The organism is Echinicola strongylocentroti (genome assembly GCF_003260975.1).
GTDB classification, from domain to species: Bacteria; Bacteroidota; Bacteroidia; order Cytophagales; family Cyclobacteriaceae; genus Echinicola; species Echinicola strongylocentroti.
On the sequence record NZ_CP030041.1, the window covers coordinates 4,125,056 to 4,141,472 of the forward strand.

Here is a 16,417-nt window from a genome sequence, read left to right on the forward strand (position 1 = left end):
TCTTTAATTTACACCTATAAGTAACTATACATTTTCACGGGTTAAGTATGCTAAAGCGTTTGTTGGTGATCCTTCTGGTCATAGTGATTGGATTGGCCGGTTATCTTTTTTATACATCCAGGGCTTTTACGGGGGAGGTCGATGCCATCGAATTAGTTTCGGATGATGCTGTTTTTGTGTTCGAGACCAAGGAGCCGGTTAAGGCTTGGAACCAATTGGTAAGTCAGCCGATCTGGAAGCGGCTTTCTGCTGTTCCTTCGCTGAAGGATGTAGAAAACCAGCTCGTGGTGCTGGATAGCCTAACGGGTAGGGCCGGTAAGTTGGAGAGTACGTTAAGTGGCAACAAGTTTATCGTGTCGGTTCATCCCACAGCGAAATCAGAATTTGACTTTTTGTTTTTAGTGGCCTTTGAGGATAAAGGACAAGACCAGTTTATTCAGTCCATTCGCGACAAGGTCGCTCCTGGGCAAATCAAGTCAAGAAATCACAGTGGGGAGACAATCTATGAATACAAGAACCCTGACAGGAATTCAACACTCTCCTATACCGTATTGGAAAATGTCGTAGTGGCAAGCTACAATTCCTTTCTGATCGAAGAAGCCATTCGCTATATCCAATCTGACAATCTTAAGAGCTTTAAAGATACTTATAAGGAGCTTTATGCTTCGCAAAATGAAGCCAAGGACGGATTAGGGCTTTTCAGGGTGGGCAGTGCAGGTTTGGCCAGCTTCATGAACGGGGTAGCGCAGGAGGATAATTTGGAATTCCCCAATAATTTTGCCCAGCACCGTTTATCAGCCAACTTGGAACTGAAATTTGCGGAGAACAAGATTTTTCTTGATGGATTTACTTTCTACAGGGATGGAGAGAAGGTGGATTTTGCCAACGACAAGCAAGGAGGAGGCAATCTTTTTAGCAATTATATTTCCAACAGGACGGCGGTTTACTTCCAGTATAATGTTAATGGCACCGAACAGATAGAGCGTATCGCCAATCCTGCATTTAGGCCTAAGAATACATTGATGGGTGAAGTGGAGAAGAACTTGAAGGGAAAGGGCTTTATGGAAAATCTTAGTGGAGAAGTCGGCTATATGGTTTTAGAGAAGCTTCCTAATGCGGATACCGATAAAGTATTGATCATAAAGGCGGTGGATCCTCAAAAATCCCTTGACCTTTTGAAGCAGTTTAGCCTAACGCTTAGCCAAGGAGATTCCTCCAAGCTCCTGAGTGATCATTATAAAGAACAAGAACTTTTCTTGATCAACCAACCAGAATTTCCCGCCCACCTATTCAATGGACAATTCTTGGGTTTCCCACATACTTTTGTGACGTTATATAAAGACATGCTGGTCATGGGGAATACCGTGAAAGCAATCAAAGTATTCGTGGATGATATTTATAATGACAATACTTGGGGGAGATCACTTAACCAACGCCGGTTTTTGGAAGGTATATCAAAGAATGCAGGGTTTAATTTTATCGTCAATATCCCGCGGTTTTGGAATTCCCTTTTGGAAACCAGTTCGCCCAGATGGGGCGGATTATTCCAGAAGTATGCACCCCAGCTGAAGTCCATTGACCTGGTGGCTTTGCAGCTGAGCGAAATTGGAGATGAGCAATATGTCAACCTGGAACTAGGATATAATCTCAATCCCATAAAATCGGTCAAGGATATTCTTCTCACAGAAAGTATGGGGCTGCAGTTTGCAGAACCGCTCACCTATGGACCAAAGACCTTGGAGAATTTCAATGATAAAAGCACCGATTTTATAGTACAAGATGCCACAGGGAAGATTCACTTTTTCAATGATGAGGGAGAACGGATTTTTTCCAAAGAGGTAACTGGTAATATCAAGAGTGACATTTATCAAATTGATTATTATAAAAATGGCAAGCTCCAGTTGGTTTTTGCTACGGACAGCATGATTTATGCTTTTGACAGGTTGGGGAGTCCTTTACCTGCTTACCCTATCCGGTTGCCTAGAGGGACGGCTATTGAGCAGATGAGCTTGGTGGATTATAATAACACCAAGGATTATCGTTATTTCACAGCGACTACCAGTGGAGACCTTTATATTTTTGATAAAAAAGGCAATAACCTAGAGGGCTGGACCCCACGAAGTACATCTGGGGTATTGGCTGTATCTCCCCAGCACCACCGGCTGTCAGGGGTAGGGGACTATATGCTAGCGCTAAACAGGAATGGCGAGCTGTATATCATGAACAGGAGGGGAGAACTCCAGACAGGTGCTCCGATCAACTTGGGAGAGGGAGTTGCCAGTGATTATGCATTGATCCAGCATGGGGACAGAGGGGATACACAGCTGGTGACCGTGACTGCGGAAGGGGAAGTGATTCGCGTCAACTTTAGAGGGGAGTTGACCTATCGGAACCAATTATTACGTCCGGATAAAAACACCCGGTTTAGCTTGGTGAAAGACCAGATGGGGGATCGCTACTATTTTGTTGTCCAAGAGTATAATAAAATCACGGTAATGGACAGTGACCTGAATACCGTATTTGAAAAGAACATGGTTTCTGATGACCTCGATTTCCAGTTTTTTAGTTTTGGAGGGGACAAGAATATCTTTGTGGTCATCGATCGGGTACAGGAGTTTATTTTTCTATATAATCTAGAAGGAGAGCTGCTCAATACAAGGCCACTCAATGGTAAACACCAAGTGGAGATAAAGTATTCAGGGAGTAAAAATGAATATACGATCTATGCTGTCCACCAAAATCAATTCTCAGCATATAAGCTTCCACTTTAATAGAGGCTTGGGATGGTTACACGTAATTGCGTAGCTTTGCAACGGATAAAAAAGCAACAACCATGAGGTTACAACTAAGGCTGCTCTTACTAGGGCTTACATTGTTATTTAGCACTGCTGTTTTTGGAGCAGAAGGCGTTGACGGGAAGTTTCCCCAAATAGAAGATACAGCTTCTTATGTGAATCTTTCCACTCCCTACACTACCACACTTACATTTTTCCTTAACCTAGAAGAAAAGAACTATCGACCAGAGAATGCCGCCAAAACATTGGGAGGAGATCTAGCTCCTAAAGAAGCGCAAAAACAGGTGGTGAAGCTTAAGCAGGTGTTTGATGGTCAGGGGGTCTTTGTGGAGGTAGATGGTATACCCAATGAGGCCAATTATACGGACTCAACAAGAAGTTACCAGTCGAAATACTTTTTTGACAATAACCGTCTTCCTCAGATTTTCCTCGAAAAAACGGGAGACCAATGGAAGTTTTCCAGCTATACCGTTTCCCAGATCGATGAGCTTCATAAAGAAACGTATCCCTACGGCACCGCTAAACTCCTTAACTTGTTGCCTAAAATTGGCCAGCAGGTTTATTTGGGATTACATTTATGGCAGTTGTGCGGAATGTTCCTATTGGTGCTTTTTGTTTTTACGGCGCATAAGCTATTTACTTTTATTGTGGATAGAGGGATGTACCATGTATCCCTAAAGCTGGGCTATAAGCAGGTCGCCGAGACCTATTTGCTCCCTGTGGCACGGGTGATCAGTATTTACCTAGTCGTGCTGTTGGTAGATATTTTTATCCGTGTATTACAGCTTCCGATTGAGGTGGTTTCATGGATTGTGATCCTGCTGAATGCAGCAAAACCACTGATCATTACCATTGTTTTTTATAAACTGGCGGATTTATTGTCTGCATATTTCGAAAGACAAGCAGACAAGACAGCGTCCAACTTGGATGATCAGTTAGTGCCATTGATACGGAAGACGTTAAAAGCATTCATCATCATCGTAGGCTCGTTGTTTATCCTGAAAAATGGCTTACAGGTGGATATTTGGCCATTTCTGACAGGCCTTTCCATTGGTGGCTTGGCTTTTGCCTTGGCCGCCCAGGATACCATCAAGAACTTCTTTGGTTCGGTGATGATCTTTATCGACAAGCCTTTTCAAGTCGGGGATTGGATTACCAGTGGAGATGTGGACGGTACGGTGGAGGAAGTTGGTTTTCGCTCGACACGGGTACGGACATTCCGAAATTCCCTGATGTATATTCCCAATGGCCGTATCGCTGATGCCACGGTCGATAACCATGGTTTGCGACAATACCGGAGGTTTTATACGACCATCACCATTACTTACGGTACACCACCAGAGCTTATAAATGTTTTTGTGGAGGGCTTGCGGGAAATCGTCAAGAACCACCCACAGACCAGAAAGGACTATTATAATGTGTACTTTAACAATATGTCAGCCTATAGCCTTGACATCATGTTCTATGTGTTTTTTGAGGTGCCCACTTGGGGGGATGAATTGCAAGGGAGACATGATCTTCTTATCCAAATCGTCAAGCTGGCCAACGAACTAGGGGTGAACTTTGCCTTCCCTACCCAAACGCTACACATGGAAACATTCCCAGAGAAGGAAGGCCTGTCGCCAATATATGAAGGTAATGAAGGCACTTATAAGAAACGATTGGATGAATTTATCCAGCGGGAAATGAAAAAGTAACGTTATCTAGCCGGGGATCTAAAGAACCGACTGATCCCCCATACGCTTAGCGCCAATAGAACCACAAAGGCCACCACTTGAAAGGTATTGGTTCTGTTGTCAAGAGCTTCAGCAAAAGAACTGGCGACCAATCCTAGTCCAAAAGCTGTCAGCGTCCGTGGAAGCATTCCTAAAAAACCATAGATAAGGATGTTTTTCCATCCCGCCTTGATCATGGCAAAGAGAAGGTTAGAAAGAGCAAAGGGAATCACGGGGCTGATTCTGGTGAAAAACACCAAATTGCCTGTTTTATTACTTTTACTATTGAAGAGCTGTTTTGCTTTGGGATAATTGTTCAGGATAAGCGCAAGGCTGTTTTTGTCCAGTTTCATCCCTAGAAAGTACCCTAATAGACTCGCTAGGGAGTAGGAAATGATGACAGCTGGAAATACTGTCCATCCCCACCAATATCCCAATAGAATGGCAAGGATAGTGGTAGGACATAATGCCAATCCCATCATAATGGTGCTGGTAAGGATCAGAAGCAGGTATAAGCTAGGAGGTAGTGAGCTAGGAATGTCATGGTTAAGGTAGGCAAAACTGACCAACATAGTACTGCCAATGGCCGGGATCACCATTACCCAAAGCATAGCCAAGGCCATGAGAGGATTTTTTTGGTATAGGGAGCTGATATTGGATAAGAAGGCAGTGTGTCGAGCCATGGGTAAATAAAATCTGTTTCGAAATTAGGGAAAATTATTTGGTTAATGGAAAGGCTTTGCTCCGAGAAAGACATACACTTCTAAATAAAGCGGGTGAATCAATGGAGGTGACTATCCTTGATAGGTGCCTACAGGCAATCTCTTTGATGTCATGAAGCAGCATTTACCCTTTCCAGAATCGGCTGGATATTTCCATTGAGATAGTTTATCAATGAACTAGGAGTTTTGATATCGCCTGATTAACAAATTGGCACCATTGTAGATGTAGGTTTTTTTATAACGTATCTGAATTTTTATGAAAAAAACGGCACTTTTCGCGACACTGTTATTTACTTGGTGCATTACCACGTTTGCAAGGAACATAACTACTGGATAGGGCTACAAGGAGAGGAAATCGGAGCATCTACCACCTTGGAGCATATAATGGAAATCTTAAAGGATAGTGAAAGGGTTTTTGTAGCCGAGAATGGCGGGAATATCGAGTGGTTTAAATCAACGTTAGATGATGAGAATACGAAAGTGAAATGTGTACACATTTGGATGCAGGATGATGCTTTTCGGTTTTATTTTAGCAATGGGTTGTTGTGTTATGTCGAGTATTGGTCGCCCTGCTAAAGCAAAATACCTTAGGGCTACTTCAAATAAATCGATTGATTTTGTTCGCAATGGATCAGGTCGCAATACCTGAGCGATGTGGCGTAGATAGGCTTATGCATATTTCGGATCCAACAGCGGCAGGTGGTCGCATATGTCAGCTAACCACGAGAGGATTTCGTAACTCACCCGAACCGGACAAAGTTGGGTTAGAATAAGTATTTTTCAGATTTTAGTGGTGCGGATAGGCGGAAATTTATTTTCTTTGGTTTACCATCATTACCAAAAAAGAAGCAATAAACATGAGCAATATGAAATTCGGAACGAAAGTAATTCATGCAGGCGTGGAGCCAGATCCTAGCACTGGCGCCATCATGACACCCATTTATCAAACGTCCACCTATGTGCAGTCGTCACCGGGCCAGCATCAGGGATTTGAATATTCCAGGACCAATAACCCTACCCGTGATGCGCTTCAGAAGAGTATCGCAGCACTGGAAAATGGCAAACATGGTCTTTGCTTTTCTTCAGGGATGGGCGCCATAGATGCTGTGATCAAATTACTCAGTCCAGGCGATGAAGTCATCAGTACCAATGACCTGTATGGGGGCACTTACCGGATTTTTACGAAGATTTTTGCGAAATATGGCATCAAGTTTCACCTGGTATCCATGGATGACCCTACTTCCATAGAAAAGTACATCAATGATAAAACCCGGTTGATCTGGGCGGAGACACCTACCAATCCGATGATGAATATTATCGATATCGAGGCTTTGGTCCAGATTGCCCAGAAGCACGATTTGATTTTGGGAGTGGACAATACTTTTGCGACACCTTTCCTTCAGAACCCGCTGGATATGGGAGCGGATTTAGTGATGCATTCTGTGACTAAGTACTTGGCGGGTCATTCTGATGTAGTAATGGGTGCCTTGGTCGTCAATGATGATCGTTTGGCGCAGGACCTGGCCTTTATCCAGAACTCCTGTGGAGCCACTCCGGGGCCACAAGACAGTTTTTTGGTGCTTAGGGGGATCAAGACACTTCATCTTCGAATGGAGCGGCATTGTCAAAATGGCAAGACCATAGCTGGATACTTAAAGCATCACCCGAAGGTGGACAAGGTGTATTGGCCTGGATTTGAAGATCATCCCAATCATGCCATAGCGGCCAAACAGATGCGCGATTTTGGAGGGATGATCAGTTTTTCGATCGTGGGAGACAAGCAGGAAGATGCGGTAAAGGTGTTGGAAAACCTGCGCTATTTTTCGCTAGCCGAATCTTTGGGGGGTGTGGAGTCGCTCTGTGGCCATCCTGCATCCATGACCCATGCCAGTATCCCAAAAGCAGAAAGGGAAAAAGTCGGACTGACCGACTCTCTGATCCGGTTGAGTGTAGGGGTAGAGGATGCTGAAGATCTTAAAAATGACCTGGCACAAGCATTGGGTTTGATTTAGGTCATTGAACCCGGAATATGCATTAGGCTATCTGTTGCGACCTGAAACTGCTTCAAAATCAGCTGTTTCACTTTAGTTTTCGGCATAACCGTAGCGGTGCTACGCTAATACCTCCAAACTAACTGATTTTCTTGCAATTTCAGCTCTCACTACGATTCCTAACGCATAATCCGGGTTGAAGGACTGGGCGCTTCTATGTCCTTATCCAAGAATATCAGAGAAGAGATGTTGACATTGGCTGACCGCTTTGGCGGTCAGCTTTTTTTTATTGCTTTTTAGTTTTTGAATGAGGACCTGGTGTTTTTTGGAGGGGAGTTCCTCGGTGTTGGAGAGGCTAAATGTAAGGTGTTGGAGGAAAAGGTGATTTTGATACCACTTGTAGAGCAGTTGGCTTAGATCGTTCATGTGGTCGTGGATCAACTCGGTAAAGGTGGCGTTGAGGCCGGAGACAATACGGACGTTTTCCAAGGTGATGATCAGTTGGAGGCCTTCGTAAATATCTTTGATCTCTTTTGCTTCCAGCTGTTTTTCGCTGTCAAATTTAAAATACCCCAGTTCTTCATTGATTAACTGCGTGGTGGCCGTATTGATCTGCAAGGGTTTTAGCTGCCTGCTATGCTCAAAAGACTCTCGGTACAATTCCTCCCAGATCTTGGTAGGAGTAGCCATGATGGCGTCATAGGCTTCTGAGAAAATGGCCTCTTTATCCTTGAGCAGTGATTTTCTATAACTCCCAAATTGTACTCCTGATTTGGTCGTTTCCTCATCGAGTGCAAGGATCACCAGCTTGATATGAAGGGCTTTTTTGAGGCTTTTGAAGAGAGGCTTGTAAGGGCCAAAAAGGATGAACTTGAGCTTCTCCTCACTGAAGTGCACGCGGCTTAACAGGTCAATATAGATCTCCAAAAAGATCAGTTTTTCCTCCAACTCAATGGCCTTTTTGGATTTGAAAACCTTTGTCAAATTGACAAATAGCCGTTTTGCCAAAGTGTACTGTTGGTCAAAGAGCTGGAAAATAGGGGAGATTTGTTGAACCTGCATAGGCGTTTAGTTTATACGTACAAAGGTAGCACCATATCCAAACCGGCTCTTTTGGGTGTCTTGAAAGTACTTAATATTTTCCAATTGGCTCAGGTATTTGTGGATTTCTTTTCTCAATACCCCATTGCCAATGCCGTGGATAAAGCTGATTTCGTCCATTCCTGATGCAATGGCATAGTTGAGGTTCTTTTCGAAAGTTTCCATTTGTAGCCGCAGCATTTCGCTGTTGCTCATGAACTCATGATCATCGGCCAGCTTTTCGATGTGCAGGTCGATCTCCTTTTCCGGTCGCTTAAATTGTTTTTCGTTAGGCTGCGGGGCACTCTCCTCATTAAGATCTTGGTTGAGTTCTTTTATGTTTAGGTCTTTGGTTTGCTGGTTCAGGGTAAAGAGATAGCCTTTTTTGCCTGTCAACGGGGCTGTTTGCTGGCTTTTGAAAAATGATGAAGCCTTGAACTTTACTTTTTTCTCAAATGCTGGCTGTGTCTTTTCTGCCTTGTGGTTTATAGGGATAAAACGAAAGAACAGTTCTGGCCATTTCTCAAATTGAGCAATGACTTTTTCGTCGATTTTTAAGCTGGTTTTGGCAGAAAAGTTTCCAGATGCCAGTGTCCTGGAGTTGTCACCGAAAATCTCGGATGCCATAAAAAGGTAGTCTTTGTCCGTATTATTGATCAGGTGGACACTAAGGTCTTTGTCATTGAGGGGGATGTAGCTGATGAAGATTCCTCCTTGTGGCTGGGAGCTTTTTGGTGCTTCCAGTGGTGCAGTTTGGGGTATGGCGCTTTGCCCTTCGCCAAAATACTCCTTTTCTGTTTGGTGGATGACGACCACCTCGTTTTTCATCGCAGGGATTTTAAAACCATCTTCGATTTCTATTTCTATTCGTCCACTGCCAGATATTCTGGTGATGGTACCTTCTTCATTGCCGTGCAGTAAGCGCACCTTGTCTCCGATGTTCATTTGTCCAATGCTGATTTATAAGTTTTCAAGGCCCTTTCCCGGGCCATTTTGTGTTCTACGATAGGCGAAGGATATTGGTCACTGCCATATTCCTTGACCCATTTCTTGATGTATTTGAGGTCTTTGTCAAACTTCTCTACCTGTGATGCTGGGTTAAATATCCTGAAGTAGGGTTGGGCGTCTGTACCCGTTCCTGCTGCCCATTGCCAGTTACCATTGTTGGCTGCCAGTTCATAGTCCAGCAATTTCTCTGCAAAATACGCTTCTCCCCAACGCCAGTCAATTAAAAGATGCTTTGTTAAAAAACTAGCGGTAACCATTCGGACTCGATTGTGCATGTACCCAGTGGTATTGAGCTCGCGCATACCTGCGTCCACAAGGGGATAGCCTGTCTTCCCTGCGCACCATTTTTTGAATTCCTCTTTGTCGTTGCGCCAAGGCACTTTATCGTAGGCTTGTTTAAATGACTCAGTGACCACGTGAGGGTTGTGGTAAAGGATCATCATAAAGAATTCCCGCCATATCAACTCGCTTAAGTAGGTGTCGTTCAGCTTTGCGGCCGTCAAGACTAGTTTTCGTACGCTGATCGTGCCAAAGCGAAGATGGATTCCCAAATGGCTGGTGCTGTCCAATGCGGGAAAATCCCTGGTTTTGTCGTAAGTTTTGATTGATGACTGGTTGATGTCCAGCGGTGGTATTTGAATAGCAGAAGGGGCGAAGCCAATATCGGAAAGGCTGGGAAAATCCAAGGGATGGGTCGGGTACAGCTGTTGGAGGTTTGGCTGCAAAAGGGACGGTGGGGTCTTCTTGAATTTCTTTAACCAAGCGTTTTTATAAGGGGTGAATACTTTATAAAAAGTACCTTTTTCATTTAATATTTCCTCTTTTTCAAAAATCACTTGATCTTTGAAGTCCATGAAATCAATGTTCTGTTTTTGCAGGAATTGGTCGATATTCTTGTCCCGCAAACGGGAATAGGGTTCGTAATCCCTGTTGGTATAGACTGCTGCTATATCATATTCCTTGACCAGTTCCTTGAATGTCTCCAGTGGGGTACCGGTCTTGATGAGCAGTGAGGAGCCATGCTGAGTGAGTTGGTCTTGGATCTTTTGGAGCTGGGAGTGGATAAATTCTACACGGGCATCTTTTTTGTTTTCTAACTCATCCAGTATTTCCGTGTCAAAAATAAAGAGGGGCAATACATTTTCTTCATTTTGGCAGGCGTAAAACAAACCAGTATTGTCCTCCAGTCGAAGGTCTCTTCTCATCCAAAACAAGGTGATCTTTTTCATGTCAAAATTAGTTGTTCATGTTACTGAAGTTGGTTAGGTGAACGAAGCGGGTGAGCTGTTTTTTATACTCGTGTTGCTGTCATTAGGCCCGTTCTGGGTCACCATTTATTATTAAAGTGAAAAAGACCTTTAATTGTTTGGGGTTCCTTTGGGCTTTTGCTCTTCTGGTTTGGTCTCGATGATATTTATTTTTACAGGATTTTCGGGGCTTTCAGGCTCGTTGGGCTCTTGAGGCTTGGGCAGGCTGTTGTCCTCGAGGTAGTTGTACCGCAAATATTCGTCGGAATCGTTGATGAGAATACGTTCTTTTTTCTTCTTTTTGCCAATGTTCTGGAAGAGTTCTTTAAACGAGCTGAAGAGGAGTGTTTGGGAAAGGGATACTCCGTAGGTATTGACACGCTCGGCAAGCTGGAGGGAGGTGAAGGTGTTAAAGTTGTTTTTGTTGTAAATGCGGATGCGGTAGCGTCCATCATCCGTTAGAAGGTATTCGGCCTGCCAGTCTCCTGCTATACTTCCTAGGTCGGCATTGCCTTGGGGATCGGTGAAGCTACCGTCTCTGCTGACCCGAAGACGGCCATCCAGAAACGTATAGGCCACACTCAACTGGAATGTTTCCAGTGCGGTTTCGTCCAGGGAGGCCAAGTCAATGTTGATTTCCAAGTTTTGGTCCACTTGGGAAATTAGTGCATTTAGCTGGGAGGATACCAACTGGCTGAGGTTGGAGAAGCCAATGCCCGCGCTATTAAACTGGCCTTCTGGAGAAAACCTCCGCAACATGATGAGGGAGAATACTTGCCTGTTTTTTTCCTGCTCGTCATTGGCAATGCGGTTTTTGAAAGCGGAGATGGTGGTCTGCGCTTCTCCATCAGGAAATTGGGAAAAGTCAAAGTCAAAATTGATTTCCGGTGACATCAGCGGTCCGTCCAGGTCCATGATGACTTCGACAGGATAGCGACGGTAAAGTTGGGCGTCTTCAAACTCAGCGGATGTCTGACTGGTTTGGAGACTGGTCAAGGATACATTTTCCCGATAAGTAGCTGTGATGTCCATTAAGCCCTCATACGGATCTCCAAACCATGAAATCCTTCCTCCTGGTTGGATGGTGAATTGGCGGTTGATGATATTGTAGAGCGAAAAGTTGTACTTGGCATCTACTATTTCGTAATTCCCAGTCATGTTGAAATTCCCCTGCGTGTCGATATTTAACGTGAGATTTCCACGGCCACGGCCTTGGATGTTTTCCCCCGTCCTCGGGTCAATCTGTATTTCAGTATACGCATCAGGAGTGACGTCCAATACAAAATTCATCCGGACATTTTTGATTTCCAGTTTTTCGACTGTTTCCTCGATACTGATTTCCCTTGTGGTGTCACGGACATTGATGATATTGATGAATTCTTCCTGGGCTTGGTTTTCGGTGGAGCCTAGTGGGATGTAGATTTTGGTATTGGGCTGTGTGGTTGCCTTTGCAGTGATGTCCAGGTTTTGGGCAGCACCGAAGATATCCAAGGTGCCGGAAGCATAGGCGGTCCCATAGAAGAGGCTGTTGTCTTCGAGGGTAGTGTTCAATACTTGGAAGTTGTTGAGGTTGGAAGAAATGTCAAGTATAAAGTCCCTGAACCCATCATGGGCAATGCCCCCTGTCATTCGAGCGGTGTTGCCTTGTGTGTCAGTCACGTTGAGGCCTTTGAAACTGATTTCGTTGGGATTGAAGTTGATGTTGCCATCCACTGTATAATAGGTGTTGAGGTAGTTGACCCGCATGGTGCCACCAGTAAGCGTGCCCATTCCTTGGACGATCGGTTGTTCTGCTGTGCCGGACACATCTATATTACCAGAGACTGTCCCCCCAATTCGGTCAGGTATTCGGAGAGAAACGGCTCCAAGATATCCAGTTTGGTTCTGCTGAAATCCCCATTGAGAGACAATTGGTCATTTTGGGTGTTGATGAAGCCGGTAACTTCTATGTTTTTTTGTGCTTCCCTGGTATTGGTAAGGCTGAGGTTGATCTTGTCATTTTCAAAATAAGTAGCTGCTTCCACGTTTCCTATAAGAAAGTTATTGACTGATAGGCTGTCCAGCATCAAGCTTCCATACGCTCCTGTTCTTTGCATGAAATTGTTGAAGGCAAAGATACCATTGGCGGTGCCACTGTACTTTCTGATCGCAAAAGTATTGATGAAGTCGAGGTTTACGTCGTTAATTTCAAAACTTAGGATTTCATCTGGATTTTCGTTGACTCGGCCATTGAGGGCGAGAAACTGCCCGTTGTTGGATAGCTTTAAATTGTCCACGTCAATCCGGTCTTGGGAAATGATGATGGAGTTTTCAGGATCAAACTCCCAGTAGTTTTCCAAGATCTTGATGTCGGAAGGTTCAAAAACGATCGATGTTTGGTCTTGGGACAGTTCTATTTGGCTGCTTATTTGTGCATAGCTGTTGGTTTTTAACTGGTCGATTCCGAGGTTTACATCCATGGCAGATTCATCCCAGATTGCCTCCATACTGAGGTTATTGAACACTATGTCAGGGGTGAGCTGCTGTTCTTTGGAATTGACATAACAGGCAGCCAAGACTTCCCTAGAGTCTTTGATCTTAGCGGTATTAAAATCCAGGTCATTTTGTAGAAACAGCTTATTGTCGTACTGGATCGTGTCTATTCCAGCATAGAAGTTGAAGATGGTGTTATCGGCGGTTTGGTAAAAGGCCCCTTCCACGGAGGTGTTTTTTGAAATATAAACATTGGGGACGAAGAGCTGCAAAATGGGGTTGATATCATGCAAACTCATGTTAAGGTCGAGGTTGTATTCATTAAGGCCATTGCCTCTGTCGCTCGGATCTTCCAATTCTGAATTGGTCAGAATGGCAGCATAGTCTTTTAGCAGGTATTGAATGTCTGTGTATACTTCTTTCGCCCTGAACTTCCCCGAGATACTTGCGACGAGAAGGTCGGAGTTAAGGGAGATCATTCGAGTGTCATCAGCAAAGACCGATTGGAAAAAGAAATTATCAATAGCTAGGCGCCGTCCTTGGTGGCCAATAACAAGGTCTTTAAACCGGGCAATACCTTCGACTTTGTCCAAGTCAGTTCCTTTGGTGTCCAGTTCCACTCCACCGCTTACGAAATACTCTTCCTGAGTGATGTTCAGGTTTTGGAGCAATGCGGTGTCCAGCTTCATCTTCAATCGAGCGGAGTCCTTGGCATTTCTCAGGTCAAGAGTCCCCGAAACATTCATTCTCAAATTGGGATCCTCGATGGCTAGTCGGCCTCTGAAAAAATCCTTGCCAAAGATAGCATTGGTGGTGATGCCTTTGTAATTGTATTTGTTGATACCAATATTATTGACTTTTGCGTCCAAGTTGAGAAGGATCGTTTCCAGGTTGGCACCTGTGCCTCGGAGATTTCCTTTGAGGGATATTTTTTGGAAAGTCTCCTTATTGTTCAGCAATACGCCTAGATCTAGGCTGTTGATAGCTAGTTGACCATAATATCGAGGTTGGTTTTCCTCAAAAAGGTAGTCCAACCTGCCGGAAACCTCGCCAATGGCCGTCCTGAATTCACCTGTAGTCCTAAAGCGGGACAGGTAGCCTGAAAAATCCGTATCAAAATGGATGTCTTTAAACTTGGCGATTTCCTTTCTGGGTTTCTCATCCAGATAGGGCGAAAGGTCCTCACTGGTGACCATGGAATTGACCAATGAAAGTTGGAAGAAGGTACTGTCTATTTGGGGAAGCCCGTCGATGTGAAACTGGCCGAACAAGGCGCTTCTCCGTCCAAACCTGATCAGCAGTTCTTCCGAGTTGAGGTCACTGACTTTGCCGGAAATATCACCGCTAAGGAATATCCGGTCATCAAAATCCGGTATTTTACTGGTAAAATACTTTAAATCTTTGATGTCGAGAACAGCTTCGTCCAAGCTGGCATCCATGGTTACTTGGTTATTGAAATCACTGAGGGACCCGACACTGTCATAGCTGAATTTCAGGTAGTTTTTAATGACCGTTTCGTTGGACTTAAAGAATAAATCTTCAAACTCCATGGCTGTTCTGGAATAGTGAAATTTGGTCAATAGCTGCTGGATTTCCACGCCAGAGTTGGCTTCGGTTCCTCTAAGGTACCGGATGTCAAGGGAGATGGTGTGGTCTTTGGATAGGAAGTTCTTGGCGCCCCCTATCAGGTTTCTAAACCGGAGGCGGGTATAATCGAAGCCGTTTTCGATGGGTGATTTTCTAAAATCCATGATGTCAAGAGACACCTCCTCAAAGGACATGTTTTGGATCGAAAATTGACTGGTGCTTTCGTCCGTGTTTTTCTTCTTTGGGGCAAAAAGGCTGTTCAGTTCATTGATGAAACGGGAAATGTTGGGGATTTTTTTTCCTTGATGTGTCAAAAAACGGAGCTGTCCACCCTTTAGCTGGATCTCATCGATACCGGGCTGCTCAGGGTCCAGTATGGTGGAGGGAGAAAAATCCACGTATACACTTTCCAGGTTGGCCATCAGGCTGTCCTGCGGATCCCTTACCGTCAGCCCATTTAGACTGAGGGCATCCCACCAACGGACATGGACATTTTGTATAGTGGTTTCGAAGCCCGTTCGTTCGCTGAGCTGGCTTGCCAGAAACTGGGAAGCGATCGTTTGGATAAAGGGGATGTGCAAGGAGCCTGCCACCAATAAAAACAAGATCAACAGGTAAACGAGAACTTTTAGTATCCTTCTGATGGTTTTCTTCAGGAATAAATTAAAGAAAACATAAGGAACCGATAAGATGCGTGCAGCTCCCCTCCATGCTTTCTGCAAAAATTCCGTAACTTTCGATTTCTTTTCCAAAGGATTATGAAGAATATTAATATACTCGCTATAGAGTCCTCTTGTGATGAGACCTCCGCCTCCATTATATCTGACGGCAAAATACTTAATAATATTGTCGCCACGCAATCCGTACACGAAAAATATGGAGGAGTAGTTCCTGAGTTGGCTTCTAGGGCTCACCAACAGCACCTCATTCCGGTCATCCATGAGGCGATCTCCACTGCTGGGATAGCGCGGGAAGACCTGTCTGCAGTGGCTTTTACACGCGGTCCGGGGTTGATGGGGGCCTTGATGGTCGGTGTGTCTTTTGCCAAGTCGTTTGGCTATGCACTGGGCATTCCGCTGATCGATGTGAATCATATGCAGGCACATATTTTGGCCCATTTTATCGATGAGCCCAAGCCGTCGTTTCCGTTCATTTGCCTCACGGTGAGTGGAGGGCATACCCAGCTGGTTTTGGTGAAGGATTATTTGGAAATGGAAGTAATCGGAGAAACACTGGATGATGCGGTAGGAGAGGCTTTTGACAAGACCGCTAAGCTTTTGGGACTGCCATATCCCGGTGGCCCGTTGGTGGATAAATATGCCAAAGAAGGTAACCCCCATGCCTATCAGTTTCCGCTTTCGGAAATGCAAGGGCTGAATTATTCCTTTAGTGGCATCAAAACTGCGGTGTTGTATTTTCTCAGGGATCGGCTGAAGGAGGATGCGGATTTTATTGCGAAGAATATGGCCGATATCTGTGCTTCAGTCCAGTTTACCCTGATCAAAATGCTGATGCAAAAGCTGAAAAGAGCAGCAAGGGAACATAAGGTGAAGGAAATTGCCATCGCCGGAGGTGTTTCTGCCAATTCTGGACTAAGAGCCGAACTGAATAACCTCGCAGGAGAGTTGGGGTGGAAGGTTTATGTGCCCAAGTTTGAGTATTGCACGGATAATGCCGCCATGATCGCAATGGCTGCACATTATAAATACCTGAAAGGTGAATTTTGTGAGTTGGATGTTAGCCCTATCGCCAAGATGAAGTTGTAAGGTGGGAGAGATTGTAAGGTTGTAAAATTGTAAG

Annotated in this window: 11 protein-coding genes; 5 read left to right on the plus strand and 6 right to left on the minus strand. The window is 44.6% G+C overall.

What is annotated here, in order from left to right; all coding sequences use genetic code 11:
* Positions 1-47: 47 nt before the first annotated feature.
* Together DN752_RS16030 and DN752_RS16035 are read left to right on the plus strand one after the other, a co-directional pair.
* Positions 48-2,771 (plus strand): hypothetical protein, encoded by a 2,724-nt coding sequence (locus tag DN752_RS16030; protein ID WP_112784886.1) that lies wholly within the window; start codon positions 48-50, stop codon positions 2,769-2,771.
* 62 nt (positions 2,772-2,833) lie between these two features.
* A complete protein-coding gene (locus DN752_RS16035; RefSeq protein WP_112784887.1) occupies positions 2,834-4,492 on the plus strand; it encodes a mechanosensitive ion channel family protein in 1,659 nt (552 codons plus the stop codon).
* A gap of 2 nt (positions 4,493-4,494) precedes the next feature.
* Here DN752_RS16035 and DN752_RS16040 read toward each other — a convergent pair whose 3' ends face one another.
* Positions 4,495-5,193 carry a VTT domain-containing protein gene (locus DN752_RS16040; protein WP_112784888.1) on the minus strand — a complete coding sequence of 233 codons (699 nt, stop codon included), beginning with the start codon at positions 5,191-5,193 and terminating at the stop codon, positions 4,495-4,497.
* 336 nt (positions 5,194-5,529) lie between these two features.
* On the opposite strand from DN752_RS16040, the gene DN752_RS16045 reads away from it, so the two are divergent.
* Positions 5,530-5,808: a hypothetical protein gene (locus tag DN752_RS16045; RefSeq protein WP_162633231.1), complete on the plus strand. Its 279-nt coding sequence runs from the start codon at positions 5,530-5,532 to the stop codon at positions 5,806-5,808.
* A gap of 281 nt (positions 5,809-6,089) precedes the next feature.
* Positions 6,090-7,244, plus strand: a complete 1,155-nt coding sequence (locus DN752_RS16050) for a trans-sulfuration enzyme family protein (protein ID WP_112784890.1) — start codon at positions 6,090-6,092, stop codon at positions 7,242-7,244.
* A 201-nt stretch (positions 7,245-7,445) separates the two neighbouring features.
* Here the strand turns inward: DN752_RS16050 and DN752_RS16055 are convergent, their stop codons facing one another.
* From DN752_RS16055 to DN752_RS24980, 5 genes are all read right to left on the minus strand, one after another.
* Entirely contained in the window at positions 7,446-8,285 is an 840-nt protein-coding gene (locus DN752_RS16055) for a hypothetical protein (RefSeq protein WP_112784891.1), read from the minus strand.
* 6 nt (positions 8,286-8,291) lie between these two features.
* The gene (locus DN752_RS16060) at positions 8,292-9,248 is read right to left on the minus strand and encodes a Smr/MutS family protein (RefSeq protein ID WP_112784892.1); all 957 of its coding nucleotides are present in this window, start codon (positions 9,246-9,248) and stop codon (positions 8,292-8,294) included.
* Positions 9,245-10,540 carry a cryptochrome/photolyase family protein gene (locus DN752_RS16065; RefSeq protein WP_112784893.1) on the minus strand — a complete coding sequence of 432 codons (1,296 nt, stop codon included), beginning with the start codon at positions 10,538-10,540 and terminating at the stop codon, positions 9,245-9,247. Before DN752_RS16065 ends, DN752_RS16060 begins: the two co-directional genes overlap by 4 nt.
* Before the next feature lie 129 nt (positions 10,541-10,669).
* Positions 10,670-12,364 (minus strand): translocation/assembly module TamB domain-containing protein, encoded by a 1,695-nt coding sequence (locus DN752_RS24975; protein WP_245949259.1) that lies wholly within the window; start codon positions 12,362-12,364, stop codon positions 10,670-10,672.
* 2 nt (positions 12,365-12,366) lie between these two features.
* Positions 12,367-15,369 carry an AsmA-like C-terminal region-containing protein gene (locus tag DN752_RS24980; protein ID WP_245949261.1) on the minus strand — a complete coding sequence of 1,001 codons (3,003 nt, stop codon included), beginning with the start codon at positions 15,367-15,369 and terminating at the stop codon, positions 12,367-12,369.
* Positions 15,370-15,375: 6 nt separating this feature from the next.
* Between DN752_RS24980 and tsaD the strand changes: the two genes are divergently transcribed.
* Positions 15,376-16,383: a tRNA (adenosine(37)-N6)-threonylcarbamoyltransferase complex transferase subunit TsaD gene (tsaD, locus tag DN752_RS16075; protein WP_112784894.1), complete on the plus strand. Its 1,008-nt coding sequence runs from the start codon at positions 15,376-15,378 to the stop codon at positions 16,381-16,383.
* Positions 16,384-16,417 lie beyond the last annotated feature (34 nt).

Excerpts from the sequence above, each read along its gene's own strand:
- DN752_RS16030 (WP_112784886.1), top strand. The coding sequence starts at position 48 with ATGCTAAAGCGTTTGTTGGTGATCCTTCTGGTCATAGTGATTGGATTG.
- DN752_RS16035 (WP_112784887.1), top strand. The coding sequence starts at position 2,834 with ATGAGGTTACAACTAAGGCTGCTCTTACTAGGGCTTACATTGTTATTT.
- DN752_RS16040 (WP_112784888.1), bottom strand. The coding sequence starts at position 5,193 with ATGGCTCGACACACTGCCTTCTTATCCAATATCAGCTCCCTATACCAA.
- DN752_RS16050 (WP_112784890.1), top strand. The coding sequence starts at position 6,090 with ATGAGCAATATGAAATTCGGAACGAAAGTAATTCATGCAGGCGTGGAG.
- DN752_RS16055 (WP_112784891.1), bottom strand. The coding sequence starts at position 8,285 with ATGCAGGTTCAACAAATCTCCCCTATTTTCCAGCTCTTTGACCAACAG.
- DN752_RS16060 (WP_112784892.1), bottom strand. The coding sequence starts at position 9,248 with ATGAACATCGGAGACAAGGTGCGCTTACTGCACGGCAATGAAGAAGGT.
- DN752_RS16065 (WP_112784893.1), bottom strand. The coding sequence starts at position 10,540 with ATGAAAAAGATCACCTTGTTTTGGATGAGAAGAGACCTTCGACTGGAG.
- tsaD (WP_112784894.1), top strand. The coding sequence starts at position 15,376 with ATGAAGAATATTAATATACTCGCTATAGAGTCCTCTTGTGATGAGACC.